Origin of the sequence: Agreia sp. Leaf335, from assembly GCF_001423605.1 — a bacterium.
In the GTDB taxonomy this organism is placed as follows: Bacteria; Actinomycetota; Actinomycetes; order Actinomycetales; family Microbacteriaceae; genus Agreia.
Genome location: NZ_LMOQ01000001.1, coordinates 933,704 through 952,545, shown reverse-complemented (window position 1 = coordinate 952,545; position 18,842 = coordinate 933,704). Strand labels below are relative to the sequence as shown.

The window sequence follows — 18,842 nt, the reverse complement described above, 5'->3', positions numbered from 1 at the left end:
TGCGAGACAATAGACGGGTGACCTCCCGATTGTTCGACCATCACCGCGTCGCGGTAGAGGCGCTGCTTGCGCCGCTCGCGCAGGATCGCGCCGTCGAGACACTGCCGGTCTCCGCGGCGCGGATCGCCGGAGCTCCCGACGCCTATCGTCATCGCGTGCTGGCTGTGGACATCGTCTCCCCGACAGACCTGCCGCCGTTCGACAACTCGCAGATGGATGGCTATGCCGTGCGGGCCGCCGAGCTGGCAGACGCCGCACCGCATGCGACGGCGCGGTTGCAGATCGACACACAGATCAACGCGGGTGACACGATCGCCGAGCTGGCTCCCGGCACAGCGGCCCCTATCATGACCGGAGCTCCGCTGCCCGTCGGCGCCGACGCCGTCGTGCCTATCGAGCGTGCGATTCCCGACCGTTTCCCGACCGGAGGCGAGAGCCCCCAAGCTGATGGAATCGTCGAGTTCTCGGCAGCGCCACGACCCGAGGAGTTCGTGCGCCGACGCGGCTCCGACGTCGGCGCAGGTGATCTGTTGCTCGCAGCGGGAACCTCGCTCGGGCCCGCCCAACTCGGCGTGATAGCGGCCACCGGGCTCACGACGGTCGACGTGCTGCGTCGCATCCGGGTACTGCTCATCGCCACCGGCCATGAGATCAGAGAACCCGGCACCGCCCTCGAACCCGGGCAGATCTACGATTCGAACAGTGCGGTGCTCAGCCAGGCCCTCATCGAGTCGGGCTGCACGGTCGTGGCGTGGCCGTGCCGCTCCGATGACGCGGCAGAGCTGCTGCACATCGTCGAGAAGGGCGCGCCGACCGCCGATCTCGTGATCACCGTCGGAGGAGTCAGTGCCGGGGCGCGCGAAGTCGTGCGCGACGCGCTCGGCCCGCTCGGTGTGGAGTTCTCACACGTGGCCATACAGCCCGGGGGGCCTCAGGGTCTGGGCCTCGTCGAGGCGGCCGAGCATCCGAACGGATTGCCCGTCGTGACCTTCCCGGGCAACCCCGTAAGCGCTCTCGTCTCGTTCGAGATGTTCGTGCGCCCCGCGCTCCGCAGCCTCGCCGGATTCGCCCGGACCGAACGCGAGGTGCTGCGTCTGCCCCTGGCCGAGTCCGTCGACTCGCCGGCCGACAAGCATCAGGTGCGCCGCGCATCCATCGATGCCGACGGGCTCGTTCGACTCGTTGGCGGGCCGAGCTCGCACCTGCTGCACTCCTACGCGGCCTCGACCGCCCTTGTTCACCTTCCGGTCGGGCTCGGCCACGCCGATGCCGGAGACCCGGTCGACGTCTGGAGAATCGATGACTGACGAACCCGCCCTCACCCATGTGCGCGCCGATGGAGCGGTACTGATGGTCGATGTCACCGACAAGGCCGAGACATCGAGGCGCGCCAGCGCGGTGGCCACGGTCATCACGCGACCCGACGTGCTCGAGCTTCTCCTCGCGGGCGAGCTTCCGAAGGGCGAGGCCCTCGCCGTGTCGCGGGTCGCCGGAATCATGGCGGCCAAGCAGACATCGTCGCTCATCCCGCTGTGTCATCCGCTGCCCCTCTCGGGAGCGACGATCGACTTCGAACCCGGCGACGACCGCATCGTGATCACCGCCACGGTGAAGACTCGAGGAGTCACCGGCGTCGAGATGGAGGCGCTGACCGCGGCGTCCGTCGCCGCGCTCACCCTGTACGACATGATCAAGGCGGTCGACAAGCACGTGGTGATCACCGACATCCGGGTCACGGCCAAATCAGGCGGCAAGTCGGGCGACTGGACGCTCGAATGAGGGGCAGCGTCGACGACCCCCGCGAGCGCCGGGCCCGCGTCATCGTCGCATCGACCCGCGCAGCGACCGGGGTCTACGACGACCGCACAGGCCCCGTGATCGCCGACTGGCTGCGGCAGCGCGGGTGGGCTGATCCGGTGGTGCAGGTGGTTCCGGATGGCGACGAGGTCGTCGCCGCGCTCCAGGATGCCGTCGCGTCGGGCGCCGATCTCGTCGTGACGACCGGGGGCACGGGAGTCAATCCGACAGACCGCACTCCGGAAGCCACGCTGCCGCTACTCGAACGAGAGCTGCCGGGAGTGATCGAGGCGATCCGTCGGCGCGGTGCCGAATCCACGCCCCTCGCCGCACTCACCCGGGGTCATGCCGGAATAGCACGCGGCAGAAGCTTCGTCGTGAATCTTCCGGGCTCGACAGGCGGGGTGAAAGACGGGCTCGCCGTGCTCGACGAGCTTCTCGACCACGTGATCGACCAGTTGCACGGAGGAGATCATGAGCGCTGATATCTCCTCCTCGGTAGCGGACTCCACGCCTGAGTCTGCTGACGATTTCGGCGAGTCGGCACCCGCGGTCGTCGCCTTCGCACGAGTCACGGATGCGCCCATCACGGTCGACGAGTGCGTCGCCGCCGTCGAGAACGACCACGCCGGAGCGGTCGTGACTTTCGCGGGGGTCGTGCGCGACCACGACGAGGGCAAGGGCGTGACGTGGCTGAGGTACTCGGCGCATCCGACGGCCGACGCGGTGTTGCGTGAGGTCGTCGCCGAGACGGCCCGCGCGTACCCCGGAACGACAATCGCCGCGGCGCACCGCGTCGGAGATCTCGCAATCACCGACGTGGCCCTGGCCTGCGCCGTCGCATCCGCCCACCGCGGCACGGCGTTCGCCGCGTGCGCCGCGCTCGTCGACGAGATCAAGGCGCGCGTGCCGATCTGGAAAGAGCAGGGCTTTACCGACGGCACCACGGAGTGGGTGGCCGCCCTCGGCTGATGTGCTGCCTGGGTGCGCCGCTACGCACCAGAGGAGAGTCCGGCCGCCTTGGATGCTCGAACGACAATGACCACGAGCCCGGCGACGAACGTGGCAATGGCAACCCAATAGGCCGGCAACGCCACCAGCCCGATCAAGTCGAACGTCACGGCGAGCGCGAGCGCGGCGAGGGCCGGCATCAGGGCAGCCGCGTGGCCGACTCGCCATGACTCCTCATCGCGCATAAGCGAGGGAAGACGGAGTCCCACCATCGGATTGACCGTGAGCGACCCTCGCTTGGCAGCCAGGCAGATCACGGCGATCAACGCGAGAAGGCCAGCGGACAACCAGCCGAGAAGAACCAAAGCGGCAACAGGATCCTGCGTTTCCATAGGGTTATTCTGCTCCCCCCACGCGGTCACCTCCGCCACCCCTGGAACACCGTGTGTGTGCCTGCGAGCAGAAGCGGTGGTTCTCGGCGCGGTGAGTTACACGCTCGACACATGTGTGAGGTGTACTGGAACCCAGCACCACCGCAACGATTCGGTACGAGGAGACGTACATGGACCTCAACACCGTGAACCGAGTGGTTCCCGCCCGAAGCCGGGCCGACCTCCGAGAGCTCGGCAAGGGGGCCGTGCCTCTGGCCGGCGGAAGCGTGCTCTTCGCCGAGCCCGACCCTCAGATCCACACCCTCGTCGATCTGCAGACGTTCGGCTGGGCGCCGTTCGAGGTCACCGAGAAGGGTCTCGAGGTGGCCGCCACCGCCACACTCGCCGAGCTCTCCCGGCTGCCCGATGACCGGGGATGGCGCGCCTACCCCCTCTTCTCCCAGTGCTGCACGGCTCTGTTCGGCTCGTTCAAGGTCTGGAACGTCGCCACAGTGGGCGGCAACATCTGCACCGCGCTGCCCGCCGGGCCCATGACCTCGCTGTTCAGCGCGCTCGATGCAGAGGCACTGATCTGGAAGGGCGATGGCAGCGACCTGCGCGTTCCCGTCAGCGAACTCGTCACGGGCAACACGACCACCTCGCTGGACTCCGGCGATGTGCTGCGCTCGCTGCACGTGTCCACCCGCTCACTCGGCTCGCGAACGGCCTACCGAAAGATCGCGCTCTCGGCCATCGGTCGAAGCGGCGCGGTCGTCATCGGCAGACTCGACCCCGTCGACGGGAGCTTCGTGCTCACCGTGTCGGCGGCCACCGTGCACCCGGAGCAACGGCGATTCGCGGGCCTGCCCACGGCATCCGAGTTGCGCGCCGCAATCGAGAGCATCGACAGCTGGTTCACGGATGCGCACGGCGCGGCGGATTGGCGGCGCGCGGTCAGCGTCGTGCTGGGCGAGGAGATTCGGTTGGAACTGACGGAGGCATCTCGATGACGTTCTCGATCAACGGTGAGACGTTCGACTCGGAGCCCCGGGCCGGACAGAGCCTGCGCACCTTCATTCGAGACCAGCAGCACTTCGAGGTGAAGAAAGGCTGCGACACCGGAGACTGCGGCGCGTGCTCGGTGCTCGTCGACGGCACGCCCGTGCACTCGTGCGTGTACCCGGCGTTCCGCGCCGAAGGCAAAGACGTGACGACCGCCTCGGGGCTGGGTATGCCGGGCGATCTGTCGGATGTGCAGCAGAGGTTCGTCGATCACGCCGCGTTCCAGTGCGGGTTCTGCACCGCGGGCATGGTCGTCACGGCGTCGACCTTCGATGACGACGACCTGGCAGAGCTGCCACGCCTGCTGAAGAGCAATCTCTGCCGGTGCACGGGTTATCGCGCGATCCACGAGGCTATCGACCACGTGCACACCGACTCCTGCGGCGTCGAGCTCGAGCCCAGCGCCGCGGCACCGGAGCCGCATACGACGCCGGTCATCAAGACCGGGCCGCGCGCATCCATCGGAACCTCGGTCGCGGCGCCGGCCAGCGAGCGGGTGGTCAGCGGACAGGAGCCGTTCACGCTCGACGTCGCGGTCGCCGGGCTGCTGCACCTCGTCGTACTCAGCTCGCCGCACGCGCACGCGCGCATCACGGCGATCGACACACGGCGCGCATCCGCCCTGCCCGGTGTTCACGCGGTACTCACGCACGAGCACTCCCCCGGCACCCTGTTCTCGACCGCCCGACACGAGTCGCGACTCGACGATCCCGACGACACGCTTGTGCTCGACAGCGTGGTGCGCTATCGCGGCCAGCGCGTGGCCGCTGTCGTGGCCGACTCGGTCGGTATCGCCGATGCCGCCGCACGTCTCATCGAGGTCGACTACGAGGTGCTGCCCGCCGTCTTCGACCCGCACCTGTCGACGCTCGAGGGCGCACCGAGCATCCACGGCGACAAGAACGGCACCACCTCGCGCATCGTCGACCCGCAGCACAACCTGGTCGCCGAGCTGCACGGAGAATACGGCGACGTGGCCACCGGGCTGTCCGAGGCCGCGCACACGGTCACGGGAACCTGGCAGACGCAGCGCGTGGCCCACACGCACCTCGAGACCCACGCCACGATCGGTTGGCTCGACGACGACGATCGGTTGGTGCTGCGCACGAGTTCGCAGGTTCCCTTCCTGGTGCAGACCGAGATCTGCCGACTGTTCGACCGCGACCCCTCCACCGTTCGCGTATTCACGGCTCGGGTGGGTGGCGGCTTCGGCGGAAAACAGGAGATTCTGACCGAGGACATCGTGAGCCTCGCCGTGCTCGTCACGGGGCGGCCGGTGCAGTACGAGTTCACTCGTGAAGACGAATTCACGATCTCGCCGACGCGGCACCCCATGGAGGTGCAGGTCACCCTTGGAGCAGACGGGGGCGGCCTGCTCACCGCGATGAAGGTCGAGCTGCTCTCCGACACCGGCGCCTACGGCAACCACGGCCCCGGCACGATGTACCACTCTTGCTCGGAGTCGGTGAGTCTGTACACCGTGCCGAACAAGCGGGTGGATGCCCGCTGCGTCTACACGAACAACGTCCCGTCGGGCGCGTTCCGGGGCTACGGACTCGGGCAGGTGATCTTCGCCATCGAGTCGGCTCTCGACGACCTGGCACGCGTCGTCGGCATCGACCCGTTCGAGCTGCGCCGACTCAACTCCGTGACCCCCTCAGACCCACTGATCGTCACGCACGTCGAGGGCGACGATCTGATCCTCGGTGGCTATGGGCTCGATCAGTGCATCGATCTGGCCGAGAAGGCTCTCGCGAGGGGCAACTCGACGGTTGCGCCGAGCGGCGCCGAGTGGCGGGTAGGCCAGGGCATGGCCTCGTCGATGATCGCCACGATGCCCCCGCGTGGTCACTTCTCCGAGGTCACCGTCACGGCCGACGCCGACGGCGGCTACACCGTCGGTGTCGGCACCGCGGAGTTCGGCAACGGCACCACCACGGTGCACACGCAACTCGCTGCGAGCGCGCTGTCGACGAGCCCCGCGCGCATCCGGGTCAAGCAAAGCGATACCGATGCCGCACGCTACGACACCGGCGCGTTCGGGTCGGCCGGCACGGTCGTCGCGGGCAAGGCCGTGCTCGCTGCCGCGGAGTCGCTCGCGCGCGAGTTGCGACAGCTCGCCTCCGAACACACGCAGACGGCGCCGGATGCCTGGACCCTCGACGACGGCACGCTCGTCTCGGGCGATCGACGGCTGTCGGTCGCGGAGCTCGTCGGCCCTGAGGGACTGACGGCGACGGCGAACGAAGACGGCGCTCGACGCTCCATCGCCTTCAACGTTCACGCGTTCCGCGTCGCCGTGAACACACTCACCGGCGAGGTGCTCATCCTTCAGTCGATCCAGACGGCGGACGCCGGCTTCGTGCTCAATCCTGCTCAGCTGCGTGGTCAGATCGAGGGCGGCGTGGCCCAGGCCATCGGTACGGCGCTCTACGAGGAGATCATCAACGACGGCGAAGGCACGGTGCTCACCACCGTGCTGCGCAATTACCACATCCCCCAGCTCTCCGACCTGCCCGTGACCGAGGTGTACTTCGCCGACACCCGCGATCCACTCGGGCCGTTCGGCGCCAAGTCGATGAGCGAGGCGCCCTACAACCCGGTGGCACCCGCCCTCGCGAACGCGATCACCGACGCGATCGGCCGCCGCCCCATGGAGCTGCCGATGTCGCGCGACCGCATCTGGCGGTTGCTGCAGGACTAGTCGCTCGGCGCTACGTCCGTGTCACCCGGGTCGCCGCCGTGCGATGGATGGGGCCGGTCTGCGAGCGCAGAGATGCCCCGCCCGCCCCGGTGCGCGTCGCGATGACCTCCGCGAGGATCGATACGGCGGTCTCCTGCGGGGTGCTTCCCCCGAGGTCGAGCCCGATCGGTGAGTGCAGTCGCGCGATCCGTGCCGCGCTGACGCCGGCATCCTCGAGGGCTCGGATCCGCCGCTCGTGGGTGCTCCGAGACGCCATCGCTCCGACGAAGGCCACCGGCAGCCGCAGAGCCTCTTCGAGCAGGGGGATGTCGAACTTCTCGTCGTGGGTGAGCACGCAGATCACGGTGCGCGAATCGGTGTGGGTAGACCGGAGGTATTCGCTCGGCCAGGCCACGATGACCTCGTCGGCCGACGGGAAGCGCCGCGGCGTGGCGAACAGCGGCCGCGCGTCGCAGACCGTCACGTGGTAGCCGAGCAGGCTGCTGGCGGCGGCGAGCGCCGCAGAGAAGTCGACGGCCCCGAAGATGATCATGCGGGGCGCCGTGGCGGCCACGACGAACAGCACTCGCAGCGCCTCGTCGTCACAGTCGACATCGAGCGTTCCTGACAGCCCCGACGACACCCGCGCCGTCAGTTCGTGCAGGATGCGCTGCGCGGCGGCGGGATCGAGCCCCTCGCGTTCGACCTCGGGCGCCGACGCCGTCGCCGCGATCACCGTGCCCGCGGCCCGACCGGCGACGACTATGGCGACACCGGCCGGGCGGCCATCGCGCGTCGCCTCGAGTTCGTGCACCACTCGCGCGTCGAGCGCGCCGCGGGCGCCGCGGGCGCCGCCCATCGTGATCTCGTGCACGAAGACCTCGATACGCCCGCCGCAGCTCAGGCCTGCTTCGAAGGCGTCGCCGTCGGTGAAGCCGAACTCGGCCAGAACGGGCACGCCCGTCTCGAGGACCGTCTCGGCGGCCTGGTAGACCGCGCCCTCGACGCATCCGCCCGAGATGCTGCCGAGCACTCGTCCCTGGTCGTCGACGGCCATCGATGTGCCGAGGGCCCGCGGGGCCGAGCCATCCACGGTCGTGACGGTCGCGACCGCGAGTCGTCGACCCGCGCCGAGGGCCTTGAGCAGGTCTGCTGCGATATCGAGCATGAAAACGTCTCTTTCGGCCTCGAGGACGGCGATCAGGCCTCGCCTCGACCGACACAATCCTGACACACAGAGGTGCTAGAACTGGTCAATGCTCCTCATCCGCAACGCCATCACGACGATGATCGACGAGACGCACGAAAGCGCCGCTGACCTGGCTCTGGCCGACGGGGTCGTGGTCTCCGCGGCCATCGCGGCGACCAGTGAGGGTGACGAGACAGACGTGCTGGATGCCTCCGGATGCGTGGTGACCCCGGGCCTCGTGAACGCTCACCACCATCTTCTGCAGAGCGCGTTCCGCACACTTCCCGGCACGCGCGGCGTCGCCATGAGCGACTGGCTGCCGACGATGGCGGCGGCGTACGGCCGTGTCGGAATCGATCCCGAACTCGCGCGGGCCGCCGCTCGCGTCGGCGTAGCGGAGGGCCTGCTGTCGGGTGTCACCACCGTCGCCGATCACCACCTCACCTGGCCCGCGGGCAGCGACGATGTGGGCATCGCACGCGCCACCGCCTCGGCTGCCGCGGAGCTCGGCGGCAGACTGGTCTTCGTGCGCGGCTCCGCCCGCGATGACCCGGAGGAAGCCGCCCTGTCGGCGGAGCGCATCGTCAGCGCGCTGGTTCCGCAGGGTGAGGCCGGCATCTCGAACGACGGGATGCTGCAGCTCGCGGTCGGGCCGGCCGGGGTGCACAGCGACAGCGAGGAGACGTTCCGGCTGCTCGCGGAGGTCGCTCGGCGGCATGGACTGCGCAGGCGCACTCAGGCCAACGAGCAGGTCGACGTGGCGATCGCCCTCGAGAAATACGGTCGGCGCCCCCTCGACCTGCTCGACGAGTGGGGCTGGCTCGCACCCGATGTCACGATCGCCCATCTGTGTGCGGTCACGCCTGAGGAGATCGCGCGACTCGCATCCACCGGCGTCACGGCGACCCACGCGCCCGGCTGCGACCTGCCCATGGGCTGGGGAATCGCGCCCGTGGCGGCGCTACGGGAGGCCGGTATCGCCGTCGGACTCGGCACGAGCGGCGGTGGCAGCAACGACGCCGGGCATCTGCTGGCCGACGCGCGTCTCGCCATGCAGGTCGCTCCGCTCGTCGGTCGTCCCCTCGCGGCGCGGGAGGTCCTCGCGATGGCGAGCGAGGGGTCGGCCACCGGTCTGGGCCGCGACGAGTTGGGGCATCTTCGACACGGCGCCGCGGCAGACGTGTGCGTCTGGGATGTCTCCGGGGTAGCCGACGCCGGAGTCGCAGACCCTCTGGCCGGTCTGCTCTGGGCGAGCCCCGGCCGACGCCCGAAGCACGTCGTGGTGGGCGGACGGGTGGTCGTGCGCGACTACGAACTCGTGGGCCGCGAGCAGCGCGACCTGGCCTCCGATCTGACGACGCTTCTGGCTTCGACAACCGCCTGACGCACGCCGATCGAGGAGAAGGCGGCTAGAGCTCGAGCACCAGGCGCGGGCACGCAGCTCGCGAGACGCAGATCATCATGACCTCGTTGTCGGCCTGCTCGTCGGGGGTCAGCACCGAATCGCGATGATCGACCTCGCCCGAGACCACGGGCGTCTCGCAGGTTCCGCAGGTTCCCTCTCGGCACGACGAGAGCACGAGCACACCGGCGTCTTCGACGACGTCGAGAATCGACTTGTCGGGCGGCACGGTGAGCGTCTCTCCCGACAGGGTGAGTTCGACCTCGAACGAGTCATCGAGCAGGGGCGCTCCGGCATCTCTCGCCTCGAAGCGCTCGAGATGCAGGCTGCCGTGCGGCAGCGAGGAGGATGCGTCTTCGACGGCGGCGAGAAGGCGGGCCGGCCCGCAGCAGTAGACGAGCGTTGCGTCGGCCGCCTCGGCGACGAGAGCCGCGACATCCATTCGACTCACCTCGCCCTCGTCGGAATCGGCCGCGAACACGCGCACCCGGCTGCCGAACAGAGCCTCTAGTTCGCCGAGGAACGCCATCGTACGCCGCGAGCGCCCCGCGTAGGCGAGAGACCAGGAAGCACCGGCCTCTTCGGCGGCGTGGATCATGGGGATCAAGGGCGTGATCCCTATGCCTCCCGCGATGAAGAGGTAGCTCTCGGCGGGCACGAGCTCGAAGTGGTTCAGCGGGCCGCGCAGACGCACCCTGCTCCCGACAGAGAGCTCCGTGTGCATCGCACGCGAGCCGCCGCGCCCTTCGTCGTCACGCAAGACGCCGATGCGATACGAGCGCCTGTAGGCGGGGTCTCCACACAGGGAATACTGCCGCTCGACTCCCTCGCGCACGACCACGTCGAGGTGCGCGCCCGGGGTCCACGAGGGAAGTTCTGATCCGTCGACGGCGCGGAACTCGATCGTCTTCACGCCGTCGGCGACATCGGCGACGCGGCTCACGACGGCGTCGATCTCAGAGAGGTGGAGTGACATGGAGGTGGTGGCTTTCGGTCAGAAGATGCGGGGTGGTCCACTGCGACAGTACTCTTCGATGAGAACTAGTTCGATCACCGACGTCGAGCAATCCTCGAATCGTCATGTGAGGAAATGTTCGTGTTACGTGACCGAAATATCCACTGCTTAGAGTGGAATCGTCACTGGCCAGCGTGGGCCCCAAGAAGTTCATCGGAGGGCACACAATGAGCGCACTGCCGAGGGCTGTCTCGCTGCTTCGCTCCGCGACCCTTGAAGACGGCTCGGTCGTCGATGTGGAGATCACGGGCGATACCGTCACCGGCGTCCGGCCCGCAGGCGACGCGTCTTCTGCCGCGGCATCAGAGACCCTCGACCTCTCCGGATTCGTTCTGCTCACCGCACCGGCCGAACCGCACGCCCACCTCGACAAGGCCCTGTCGTGGGACCTGATCGATCCGCCCATGGGCGACCTCGGTCTCGCCATCGAGTCGTGGAAGAACTATTCGGCCACGATGACCGTCGAGTCCATCGCAGACCGGGCCCGCCGCGCGGCGCTCATGCTGCTGCAGAACGGCACCACCGCCATTCGCTGCCACGTCGACATCCTCTCGGGCGACTCTCCGCTGCGCGGGGTGCAGGCCCTCGTGCAGGTGCGCGACGAACTCCGTGAGCTGATGCACATCGAGCTCGCAGCCCTCGCCGGACCGACGATCCCCACCGAAGACATCGAGGCGGCCCTCGATCTCGGAGTCGATCTCGTCGGCGGCGCGCCCCACCTGGCCGACGATCAGAGCGCCGACCTGCAGCGCCTGCTCGCGATCGCCTCACGACGCGGCGTGGGCGTCGACATCCACACCGACGAGAGCCTCACGGGCGGGTACACGCTCGCCGAGCTCGCCCGCACCGTGCGCGACTGGCCCGAGTCGATGCCGGTGACCGCCGGGCACTGCGTGCGACTCGGCACCCTCGACCTCGACGAGGCCGACGCGATCATCGACGAGGTCCTCGCCAGCGACATCGGAATCGTGACCCTGCCGATCACCAATCTCTACCTGCAGGGCTGGCAGCATCCGGTCTCGACGCCGCGCGGCCTCACGGCCGTTCGCAGGCTTCTGGATGCCGGGGTGCGGCTGGGTGCGGGCGCCGACAACGTGCGTGACCCGTTCAATCCCGTCGGCCGCAGCGACGCGCTCGAAACCGCCTCGCTTCTCGTCACGGCCGGTCACCTCACGGTGCCGGAGGCGTACACCGCGGTCAGTCGCGGGGCCCGCTCGGTGATGAGCCTCGAACCGGCCGGCGTCGCCGTCGGCGCGAAGGCCGAACTGCTCGCCGTGCGCGGAGCCAACCTCACCGATGTGGTGGCGAACGCGCCCGCCGACCGGTACGTGATCCACGCGGGGCGTCTCGTCGCCTTCAGCGAGGTCACCCATCACACTGCCCTCCCGACTCGTTCCATCGAGCCGACCGAACTCCTTCTCGAAAAGAGGTGATGAGCCCGATGACGCTGACGACAGACACCCCTGCCGAGACGACGACGACCGAGCTTCTCCATTTCTCCGACGTCGCCATGACGTTCCCCAACGGCACGACCGCACTCTCCGGTGTCGATCTCACGGTCAAGAAAGGCGAGTTCGTCACCGTCGTCGGGCCGTCGGGATGCGGAAAGTCCACGCTGCTGCGCATCGCCTCAGGGCTCACCCCTGCGACGGCAGGCGAGACGAATGTCGCCACCAAGCGCATCGGCTACGTCTTCCAAGACGCGACGCTGTTGCCGTGGCGAACCGTGCAGGCGAATGTCGAGCTGCTCGCCGAGTTGAACGGCATCCCCAAGAAGACCCGCGTCGCCGAGGCCGCCAAGGCCATCGAACTCGTGGGACTCGCGGGGTTCGAGAAGCACCTGCCCAAGACGCTCTCCGGCGGCATGCGCATGCGCGCCTCGCTGGCGCGGTCGCTGACCCTCGACCCCGAGCTCTTTCTCTTCGACGAGCCGTTCGGCGCCCTCGACGAGATCACGCGCGAGCGCCTGAACGACGAGCTGATCAAGCTCTTCACCGAGCAGCAGTTCGCCGGACTCTTCATCACCCACTCGGTCTCCGAGGCCGTCTACCTGTCGACCAGGGTCGTCGTGATGTCGGGCCGCCCGGGCAAGATCGTCGAGACCTTCGACGTTCCCTTCGCCTACCCCCGTGATCCCGAGATCCGCTTCACCCCCGAGTTCGCCGAGCTCGCCGGCGAGGTCTCGCACGCGCTCAGAAAGGGACACTCGTGACCACGACCGCTCCACCGACCGGGCCGGTCGCCACGAACCCGAAGATCCGCACCGTGTCGCGCGCATCCGAGATGCCGAAGCGACGTGGCGGCCGATTCCCCGCGTGGGTTCCACCCGTCATCGTCTTCATCGTCATTCTGGCGATCTGGTATTTCGTCAGCTACGTGCTGCTCGACCCGGCGCGGTCGTTCCTCGTTCCGGCGCCCCACGTGATCATCGAAGAGGCGTTCTTCGACCCGAAGACTCTGGGCGACATCATGGGCGCCCTGGCCCGCTCGGCCGGAGTCGCTCTCACGGGACTCGCGATCGCCATCGTGATCGGCTTCGTCTGGGCCGTCGCCATGAGCCAGGCCCGCTGGATCGAGCGTTCGCTCTTTCCGTACGCCGTCATCCTCCAGTGCATTCCGATCCTGGCCCTCGTGCCGCTGATCGGCTTCTGGTTCGGCTTCGACTTTCCCGCCCGCGTGATCGTCTGCGTCATGATCGCGCTGTTCCCGATCGTGTCGAACACGCTCTTCGGGCTGCAGTCGGTCGACAAGGGTCAGCGCGAGCTGTTCCAGCTGCAGAAGGCCAGTCGCTGGACCGTTCTCCTCAAGCTGGAGTTCCCGGCCGCGCTTCCGGCGATCTTTGCCGGTATGCGCATCTCCGCGGGCCTCGCGGTCGTCGGCGCCATCGTCGGCGATTTCTTCTTCCGACGCGGCGAGCCCGGCCTGGGGTCGCTGATCAGCAACTACCAGTCGCGCGTGCAGGGCCCCGAACTCTTCGCCGCGATCATCGTCGCCTCGCTCTTCGGCGTCGTGGTCTTCCTCGTGTTCGGCTGGCTCGGCAAACTCGCCGTCGGCCGCTGGTACGACTACAGCAGGTAGCACCTCGGCGCAGGCCGACCCTCGACTCACCCATCCCCAGCAGCACCCTTCACAGCACCGAACCGCTTTGCATCCTGCACATCACACAAGGAGATGAAATGCGCATCACTCGATCGAGGTCACTCATGGCCGCGGGTCTTCTCGCCTCAACGGCTCTCGTCCTCACCGGTTGCTCCGCGGGCGCAACCGACACCGCCACCGACGCGAGCAAGGATCTGAAAATCGGTTCGGTCGACCTCGCGGCCGCCGGCTGCCCGGCGACCGTCACGATCCAGACCGACTGGAACCCCGAGGCGGAGCACGGCCACCTGTACTCCATGTTCGGTGACGATGCCGTGGTCGACGCGGGCAACAAGAGCGTCTCCGGCCCCCTGTACTCGAAGGGCGAATACACGGGTGTGAACCTCGAAGTGCGCTCCGGCGGTCCGGCGATCGGCTTCCAGACCGTGACGTCGCAGATGTACACCGACGACAGCATCACCCTCGGCTACTCGAACACCGACGAGGCGATCCAGCTGTCGGCCGACATGCCCACCACCGCCGTCTTCGCGCCGCTCGACATCAACCCCCAGATGATCATGTGGGATCCGAAGACATACCCCGATGTGAAGACCATCGCCGAACTGGCGAAGGCCGGCGCCGTCATCAAGTACTTCGGTGGAGCGGCGTACATGGAGTACCTCAAGGGTGCGGGAATCGTTCCCGAAGCTCAGGCCGACGGCGGCTACGACGGAACCCCCGCCAACTTCGTGACGGCTCAGGGCAAGGACGCGCAGCAGGGCTTCGCGAGTGCCGAGCCCTACGTGTACGAGAACGAGGTCGATGCCTGGAAGAAGCCGGTCGCGTACCAGCTGATCCACGACGCCGGCTACCCGATCTACGCGGCGGCCGTCTCGGTGCGTTCCGCTGATCTCGAGAAGCTCTCGCCCTGCCTCACCAAGCTCGTGCCCGTGCTGCAGCAGGCCGAGGTCGACTACTTCGCCGACCCCGCCGCGACCAACAAGCTCATCCTCGACCTCGTCGACCAGTTCGACACCGGCTGGGTCTACGACGAGGGCGTGGCCGACTACTCGGTCGACACCATGAAGAAGCTCGGTCTGGTGAGCAACGGCGACAACGCCTACATCGGCGACTTCGACGAGGCCCGTATCCAGAAGGTCCTCGACATCGACACCCCGATCTTCACCAAGCTCGGCACTCCCCCGGCAGACGGTCTGAAGACCTCCGACCTCTTCACCAACGAGTTCATCGACCAGACCATCGGCCTGAAGTAACCCGTAGCTGCAGAACCGTCGGCCCATCATCGGTCGCCCGTCGCACCACCTCGCGTGGGTGACGGGCGACCGGTGACGGGCCATCATCATTCGGCACCATCTAAGGACCCGCACCATGACCGACCTCACCGAGCCCATCGCATCCCTCGCCACAGAACTCGCCGCGATTCTGGGTGAGCGCGGCGTGACGACCGAGCTCCGCGCCCGCGAGAAGGCCTCGGCCGACGGCTCGTATCTGTCTCCGATCATCACCGAGCAGCTCCCGCTCGGGCTCGCCGACATCGTGGCCTTCCCGACCACGGCCGAGCAGGTCGCACAGGTGATCGCCGCCGCCGTTCGTCACGGGGTGGGAATCACCCCCCGCGGCAAAGGAACGGGCAACTACGGCCAGGCCATCCCCATCGAGAACGGTCTCGTGCTCGACCTGTCGAAGCTGCGCGGGGTCGTCGAGGTCGGCGACGGGTTCCTCACGGCATTGGCCGGCACCCCGATCGTCACGATCGAGCAGGCGGCGCGCGAGTCGGGCCAGCAGATCCTCATGTACCCGTCGACGGCGCAGTCGTCGATCGGCGGCTTCCTCTCGGGCGGCTCCGGCGGAACCGGATCCATCGCGCACGGCTCGAATCACGAGGGCTTCGTTCTGGCCCTCGATGTCGTGCACGCGACACCGGATGCGCAGCTCGTGCACGTGGACGGCGACGAGGCGCAGCCCTACGTGCACACCTACGGCACGGCCGGAATCATCGCCCAGGCCACGATCGCACTCGAGCCCCTGCAAGACTGGCGGGGCCTGTTCGCCAGCTTCGACACCTTCTCCGAGGCCATCTCCGTGATCCGCGAGATCGGACAGCTCGAGCCGACGCCGCGACTCGTGTCTGCCGATCTGCCCGTGCTGGCCAATGCGCTGCCGGCCGACCCGGGCATCCCGAAAGACCGCGCGAGCCTGCGCGCCATCATCGATATCGCGGCTGTCCCCGCCGCGACGGCGCTCATCGAAGCCGCGGGCGGCCGAGTAGAAGAGGTGCGCGAGGGCCCGCAGACCGCCATGAAGCTCAGCATGATCTCGTACAACCACCCCATCGAGTGGCTGCAGAAGAGCGACCCGGGCAAGTACTTCCACATCGAGGTCGCCGGTGATGCGCTCGTCGATCGCATCGACGAGGTGCACGCCGTCTACCCAGGTGGCATGCTGCACATCGAGGCTCAGAAGAACCGCCCGATCGGCATGCTGGCGGGCATCTACGAGAGCGCCGAGAAGGTCTACGAGGGCTTCGACAAGCTCGCTGCGATCGGCGTCGGCGTGCACAACCCGCACGTCTGGTTCGTCGACCACGAGGTCGAGCGCACTCTGGCTCTCGCCGAGAGCACCGATCCGCGCGGATTGCTGAATCCCGGCAAGCTGCAGGGAAAGCCTGCCGCCGGAGCAGGTTCATGAGTGGCGCCCACGCGGGCGATCCCGTCGTGAACGACCTGGGAACGCGCAAACTGGTCGAGCTGTCGGGGCCGGCCGCGACCGCGGCGCTCGACGCCGACTCCGTCGTCGTCATTCCCACGGGGGCGATCGAGCACCACGGGTCGCATCTTCCTCTGATGACCGACTACCTGCTGGCGGATGCGATCGCGAACGCCGCCGTCGAGCGTGCCGCATCGCAGGGTGTCGACGCGTGGATTCTGCCGACCCTGGCGTACACCAAGAGCGACGAGCACCACTGGGCATCCGGAACCATGTGGCTCACCTGGGAGACGATGATGAACACCATCGTCGACCTGGGCAACTCGATCGCCGCGACCCCCGCGAACAAGGTGGCGTTCTTCAACGGCCACGGGGGCAATCTCGCGTTGCTACAGGTCGCCTGTCGCGAGCTGCGACGCCGCTTCGGGCTGCAGACATTCCTGCTCGGGCCGATCGTGCCGCCGATGGCAGACGGCACGGGCGACGGGCCCGACGAGCTGGGACTCGGCATCCACGGCGGCCACAGCGAGACGTCGCTGATCATGCACATCCGACCCGATCTCGTCGATCTCTCACTAGCTCAGCGCAGTGTTCCCGAGCACCTGGCCGACTACGAGCACATCGGATTCAAGAAGCCCGTGTCGTTCGGCTGGCTGTCGAACGACTTCGGAACAGACGGCGTGCTCGGCGACCCGACGGCTGCCAACGCGGCGTACGGCGCTGAGCTGTTCGAGCGCTCCGTGGAGCAGGCCTCGGCGGCGTTCGCAGAGATCGCGCGCTTCGACCCGGCCGGGCCTGTGGCGTGAACGTTCCCGCACCGGGGCTCGCCATGCCCGACGAGGCCTTCGCGGTCTTGACCGACTGGCTTCCTGCGAACGACGACCACGCTCGGCCGCTCATCGCGCTGGCCACGGTCGACATCGCGGGGCACCCGGATTCGCGCAGCGTGCTGCTCAGCGAGTTCGATCGCAGCGGGTTCTTCGTGCACACCGATTCGCGCTCGCGCAAGGTCGCCGGTGTGGAGGCCCACCCGGAGGTGGCGTTCTCGATCGCCTGGCCGGCCGATCTGCGTCAGTTGACGGTTCAGGGTGTCGCGCGACGTGCATCGACCGACGAGGAAGCATCTGCGTACGCTCGACGGTCTCGCTACCTGCAGCTACTGGCGTGGCTCAATACCCCCGAGTTCGCTCTGCTGCCGACAGATGAGCAGGAGGAGAGCTGGGCCGCCTTCGACGCCGCTCACCCAGACGGCACGCTGACTTCCCCGGACACGTGGCTCGGGTTTGTTATCGCGCCCACGCGGCTCACCTTTTGGGAGGGCAACCCTCGAGCGGCGAGCCGCAGAATCGAGCACCGCCGCGCCGCGGACGGCACCTGGAGCACGGCGACCCTCCCCGGCTGAGCTGGTCTCGCGCACGCTTTCGTGCCTGAATGCCTCCATTCGTGCAACGGGACCGCGCGCAAATGGAGGTATTCGGGCACAATTACCGCCGCGTCACGATCGTCAGTCCTGCCGCGAGCAGAAACGGCTTCAGTCGACGCGCGTTCATTCCGATGTCCCAGTCCCACCGAGAGAAGCCCGGACCGAGCGCACGTATCCGATCCTCTCTGATCTTCTCGTCGAAGAGGATCTGCTTGAGCGATCTGCCTCGAGTCAGCTCGGCGTCGAAGTACTTCGCACGTCCGTCAGCCTCGCCCACACGATTCAATTCGCGCCAAAAGAAGTCGCTGTACCCGATGAGACCGCGGTAGTCGCGCCATTCCACCTGCAGCTCAGGCGCAGGAAATCCCAGCAAGTGAATGTTGACCCGGCTTCCTGATTCCAAGGGACTCTCCGCCAGATGCGTCGCGAATTCCAGAACACGTCGAGCACGGACGTGGCCGCGAAAAGGCAGTCGGTTCTCCCAGACCTCGGCAAGCGTGGCCTTCTCGATTCGAGTCTCCCGCTTATGACACAGGGCGAAGTCCGCTGCGGTAACGGCAGACATGAACGTCGAGTCCACAGCGAGATCGAGCACCGTTCGAGCCACCGAAGTGACGAGCATTCCGTCGATGAGCACGACGTCGTCCGCATCCACCCCGATCGCGTGACGGACGATCTCGCCGCGCGAACGAACAGTCGACGCGCGGTCGACGATGACATGCAGCCGAGTGGGCCACGCGCCGATCAGGGGTATGCCGTGGATGGCGGCCGCGGTCCAGTGGGAGAAGACGGGAGCGGACTTCCACCGTTCGGAGGCCGCTCGCGCCCGTTGCGTTGTGCGCTGAATCTCGTTCAGCGCGTCCCAATGCTGCCGCGACATGTAGCTTCCGGGCGCGATGCGGGCGAGCTCGTCCCGTCGAACGGCCCGCTTCAGCGCGTTCGCGCTGTTGCCCGTCTTACGCACATCGCGCGCGAAAACGAGAGAAGTATCAGATGAAGGAGTGTCCATGGCCACAGCCAAGCGCCTCGCCTCGCCACCCACCCCGCAGAGGTCGGCAGCTGGGGAGGGATACGGGAGTGTCGACGCTGGGCAGGAGAGGTCGACGCACGGTGATCGTGCCCGAATACCTCCATGTGCGCGCAC

General features: G+C 67.7%; 18 protein-coding genes. 14 read left to right on the top strand and 4 right to left on the bottom strand.

Translation table 11 applies throughout. From position 1 onward, the window contains the following. Window positions 1-17 precede the first annotated feature (17 nt). Genes ASF79_RS04585 through ASF79_RS17525 form a run of 4 tightly spaced genes read left to right on the top strand, consistent with a single transcriptional unit; the run spans window position 18 to window position 2,769 of the window. Window positions 18-1,307 (top strand): molybdopterin molybdotransferase MoeA, encoded by a 1,290-nt coding sequence (locus ASF79_RS04585; protein WP_235500627.1) that lies wholly within the window; start codon window positions 18-20, stop codon window positions 1,305-1,307. Then, window positions 1,300-1,779 carry a cyclic pyranopterin monophosphate synthase MoaC gene (moaC, locus tag ASF79_RS04580; RefSeq protein ID WP_055852357.1) on the top strand — a complete coding sequence of 160 codons (480 nt, stop codon included), beginning with the start codon at window positions 1,300-1,302 and terminating at the stop codon, window positions 1,777-1,779. The genes ASF79_RS04585 and moaC overlap by 8 nt, the downstream gene beginning before the upstream one ends. After that, a complete protein-coding gene (locus ASF79_RS17530) occupies window positions 1,776-2,282 on the top strand; it encodes a MogA/MoaB family molybdenum cofactor biosynthesis protein (RefSeq protein ID WP_055852353.1) in 507 nt (168 codons plus the stop codon). The genes moaC and ASF79_RS17530 overlap by 4 nt, the downstream gene beginning before the upstream one ends. Further along, complete coding sequence (locus tag ASF79_RS17525) at window positions 2,272-2,769, top strand: molybdenum cofactor biosynthesis protein MoaE (protein WP_200933524.1); 498 nt, start codon at window positions 2,272-2,274, stop codon at window positions 2,767-2,769. The genes ASF79_RS17530 and ASF79_RS17525 overlap by 11 nt, the downstream gene beginning before the upstream one ends. Window positions 2,770-2,789: 20 nt before the next feature. Here the strand turns inward: ASF79_RS17525 and ASF79_RS04565 are convergent, their stop codons facing one another. Further along, window positions 2,790-3,140 carry an SdpI family protein gene (locus tag ASF79_RS04565; protein WP_156351588.1) on the bottom strand — a complete coding sequence of 117 codons (351 nt, stop codon included), beginning with the start codon at window positions 3,138-3,140 and terminating at the stop codon, window positions 2,790-2,792. A 170-nt stretch (window positions 3,141-3,310) separates the two neighbouring features. Here ASF79_RS04565 and ASF79_RS04560 point away from each other — a divergent pair, with 170 nt between their 5' ends. After that, a complete protein-coding gene (locus tag ASF79_RS04560) occupies window positions 3,311-4,129 on the top strand; it encodes an FAD binding domain-containing protein (RefSeq protein WP_055774893.1) in 819 nt (272 codons plus the stop codon). Further along, window positions 4,126-6,885, top strand: a complete 2,760-nt coding sequence (locus tag ASF79_RS04555; RefSeq protein ID WP_055852350.1) for a molybdopterin-dependent oxidoreductase — start codon at window positions 4,126-4,128, stop codon at window positions 6,883-6,885. Before ASF79_RS04560 ends, ASF79_RS04555 begins: the two co-directional genes overlap by 4 nt. A gap of 10 nt (window positions 6,886-6,895) precedes the next feature. On the opposite strand, the gene ASF79_RS04550 is transcribed toward ASF79_RS04555, so the two are convergent. Continuing rightward, window positions 6,896-8,032, bottom strand: coding sequence for an XdhC family protein (locus ASF79_RS04550; protein WP_055852347.1), 1,137 nt, complete (start codon window positions 8,030-8,032; stop codon window positions 6,896-6,898). Between the two features lie 88 nt (window positions 8,033-8,120). Between ASF79_RS04550 and ASF79_RS04545 the strand changes: the two genes are divergently transcribed. Next, window positions 8,121-9,437: an amidohydrolase family protein gene (locus ASF79_RS04545; RefSeq protein ID WP_055852344.1), complete on the top strand. Its 1,317-nt coding sequence runs from the start codon at window positions 8,121-8,123 to the stop codon at window positions 9,435-9,437. A 25-nt stretch (window positions 9,438-9,462) separates the two neighbouring features. Here ASF79_RS04545 and ASF79_RS04540 read toward each other — a convergent pair whose 3' ends face one another. Continuing rightward, window positions 9,463-10,431, bottom strand: a complete 969-nt coding sequence (locus ASF79_RS04540) for a PDR/VanB family oxidoreductase (protein WP_055852341.1) — start codon at window positions 10,429-10,431, stop codon at window positions 9,463-9,465. A 152-nt stretch (window positions 10,432-10,583) separates the two neighbouring features. Here ASF79_RS04540 and ASF79_RS04535 point away from each other — a divergent pair, with 152 nt between their 5' ends. The 7 genes from ASF79_RS04535 (at window position 10,584) to ASF79_RS04505 (ending at window position 17,677) form a co-directional block, all read left to right on the top strand. Continuing rightward, the gene (locus tag ASF79_RS04535; RefSeq protein ID WP_235500625.1) at window positions 10,584-11,903 is read left to right on the top strand and encodes an amidohydrolase family protein; all 1,320 of its coding nucleotides are present in this window, start codon (window positions 10,584-10,586) and stop codon (window positions 11,901-11,903) included. Between the two features lie 8 nt (window positions 11,904-11,911). After that, window positions 11,912-12,682 (top strand): ABC transporter ATP-binding protein, encoded by a 771-nt coding sequence (locus ASF79_RS04530; protein ID WP_181035686.1) that lies wholly within the window; start codon window positions 11,912-11,914, stop codon window positions 12,680-12,682. Beyond that, window positions 12,679-13,548, top strand: a complete 870-nt coding sequence (locus ASF79_RS04525) for an ABC transporter permease (protein WP_055852339.1) — start codon at window positions 12,679-12,681, stop codon at window positions 13,546-13,548. Before ASF79_RS04530 ends, ASF79_RS04525 begins: the two co-directional genes overlap by 4 nt. Before the next feature lie 98 nt (window positions 13,549-13,646). Next, window positions 13,647-14,822, top strand: a complete 1,176-nt coding sequence (locus ASF79_RS04520; protein WP_055774911.1) for a hypothetical protein — start codon at window positions 13,647-13,649, stop codon at window positions 14,820-14,822. A 115-nt stretch (window positions 14,823-14,937) separates the two neighbouring features. Continuing rightward, on the top strand, window positions 14,938-16,257 hold the full coding sequence (locus ASF79_RS04515) for an FAD-binding oxidoreductase (RefSeq protein WP_055852335.1): 1,320 nt from the start codon (window positions 14,938-14,940) through the stop codon (window positions 16,255-16,257). Further along, complete coding sequence (locus ASF79_RS04510; protein ID WP_055852333.1) at window positions 16,254-17,081, top strand: creatininase family protein; 828 nt, start codon at window positions 16,254-16,256, stop codon at window positions 17,079-17,081. The genes ASF79_RS04515 and ASF79_RS04510 overlap by 4 nt, the downstream gene beginning before the upstream one ends. Beyond that, window positions 17,078-17,677 (top strand): pyridoxamine 5'-phosphate oxidase family protein, encoded by a 600-nt coding sequence (locus ASF79_RS04505; RefSeq protein ID WP_055852330.1) that lies wholly within the window; start codon window positions 17,078-17,080, stop codon window positions 17,675-17,677. The genes ASF79_RS04510 and ASF79_RS04505 overlap by 4 nt, the downstream gene beginning before the upstream one ends. Window positions 17,678-17,759: 82 nt before the next feature. Here the strand turns inward: ASF79_RS04505 and ASF79_RS04500 are convergent, their stop codons facing one another. Further along, window positions 17,760-18,707: a hypothetical protein gene (locus ASF79_RS04500; protein ID WP_156366161.1), complete on the bottom strand. Its 948-nt coding sequence runs from the start codon at window positions 18,705-18,707 to the stop codon at window positions 17,760-17,762. Window positions 18,708-18,842 lie beyond the last annotated feature (135 nt).